Source organism: Leisingera sp. F5 (genome assembly GCF_001593695.1).
Window position 1 is genome coordinate 1 of the sequence record NZ_LUKH01000586.1, and the last position, 2,064, is coordinate 2,064.

Sequence of the window (2,064 nt, forward strand, 5' to 3'; positions counted from 1 at the left end):
GGAAGAGGGCCGGGTGGTGCTGTCCGGCGCGCTGGCAACGCTGCCGCTGCGCGAGGCGCGGGAGGCGTTTGAGCGCGAATACCTGCTGACCCAGATCAACCGCTTTGGCGGCAACATCAGCCGTACAGCGTCGTTTGTCGGCATGGAGCGTTCAGCGTTGCATCGCAAGCTGAAGTCGCTGGGGGTGGTGACCTCCAACAAGGCAGGTGCCCGGGTGGCGCATGTAGAGGCCGAGGAGGAACAGGCCTGATCAGACCGTCCTTGCGCCTGGCACCACCGGGCGCGGGCGGTACAGCATCACAGGGTCAGAACAGGTCCTGGCGGATCGGGTTCAGCGCAAAATGGACCTGCGCGGCCAGTTGCAGCTGGCTGATGGCATCGCCGGGAACGGTTGCTGGCAGACCTGCTTTGCGCGCCCAATTGCCCAGTTGCTTGCGGGATGCCGGGCCGAACTGGCCGTCGAGGGCAATCCCGGCCCCCAACTGGCGCAGGATGTACTGGGTGCCTGCGGCAACGTCTGTTTCGGCCATTCCGGACAACAGTTCGCGCGCTGCGGCGCGTGCATCGGGATCACTCAAAGCCATGGCCTTGCCTGCCCGCGCAGCAGCAGCATGGGCGGGGATCCGGTCCGGCAGCCTGTTGAGGGCCACCCAGGCGCCGTTCGAACCGCCCCAGGCGTCGCCTCGTGATAGCCCCATGTCATACCATTCCAGCGCTTCGGCTGCGTCGCTGCCGGGCAGGTCGCCGCCCATGATCATCCGGCCGATCTCAGCCGGGGCATGGGGATGGCCCAGCTGTGCGGCCTCGGCGAACAGCGCGCGCGCTTTTTCCTTGTCCACCGCCTGGCCCGCGCCGCCATCGCGGTAGACATAGCCAAGGTTGGCAGTGCCATAGATATCGCCGCGCCCGGCAGAGGCTTGCAGGTAGGAGAAGCCGCGTTCCGGCTGCGCCAGCTCATCGCCGCTCCACAAGAAGAAAACCCCGAGTTCGTTCATCGAATAGGTATGGCCCAGCTCTACCGCGCGACTCAGCAGGTCAAAACCGCGCCGCTTTTCCTCGGGTGTGCTGCTTTTACGCAAAAGCCGCTTGCCGCGGGCGTGCATTGAGAAGGGATCACCTGCCTCAATCCCCTTGTCCCATAGGGCAAAAGCCTTGTCCGGGTTGTAGGGGATGGGCACGGTTTCGCGATCGACATTCGGGGTGACATGCAAATAAGCGACTGCGTTATAAGCGCGGATGTGGTCCAGTTCCGCTGCCTTTTCAAAGGCTTCATAGGCTTCGATCAGGCGGCCCTGACCCTGCAGCGCGCGGCCAAGCTGATAGTGCAGCCGGCCGATTTCAGGCGCTGCCCCGACAGCGTCGCGGCAGGCTGTCTCGGCTGCCTTCAGATTGATTTCATTTGGATAGCGGTAAAGGCCAACCCCCTGAAGATCCAGCAGGTCCCCGGCTTCGAGATCGCATTGCCGGGCGATCATTTCCAGGTTCACGGTCACGTCGCGCACTGCCCCGGCCTGCGCCAGACGCAGCACCATCCGGTCCTTGCGGACCTGTCCGCCGTCCTTGCGGGCAGGAAGCTCGGCCAGTTTCGGTGCGTAGCTGAGGCTGAGACCGCCGCTGTCCCCGGTTTGCAGGGATGTCACCCCGGCCGAAGGCGTTTCAACAATCGAAACCGTTGTGCCAGCGGTGACATAGGGGCTGATTTCCGGCGCCAGCTCCAGCGCGCGGCCCAATGGGACTTTCACCGACAGTTCGGCAGGCAGCTGATCAAGGCCGGCCACTGCGGTTTCGGTGTCTGCCGTGGCAATGTTCAATGACCGTTCTGCCGGGCGCAGGTAGACTTTTTGCATCAGCGTTGAGCTTTCCCAGGGCACCTGCGTGTTGCCGGTGGCTGCATAGACATCGCCGCGTATTGCCGAAAGGACGGTCATCGCGTCCTCCTCAGGCCGGTTCGGAAAATGCCGCACGACCGAGGCAGTATAAGGGCTGTTGCCGCCCGGCTCGCCATCCAGTGCCGTGGCGCCGGGGGAGGTGGAAAATGCCACCAGCGTGTTGAGCGGCGGGCGG

The 2,064-nt window shown here is 64.3% G+C and carries 2 protein-coding genes; one reads left to right on the forward strand and one right to left on the reverse strand.

The features are described 5' to 3' along the window. Positions 1-250 (forward strand): helix-turn-helix domain-containing protein (locus A2I95_RS33550; RefSeq protein ID WP_291736791.1); only part of this gene is annotated, 250 nt, incomplete at its 5' end. Positions 251-305: 55 nt separating this feature from the next. Here A2I95_RS33550 and A2I95_RS33555 read toward each other — a convergent pair. After that, positions 306-2,064: caspase family protein (locus A2I95_RS33555; RefSeq protein WP_291736792.1), on the reverse strand; the 1,759-nt coding region annotated here is incomplete at its 5' end.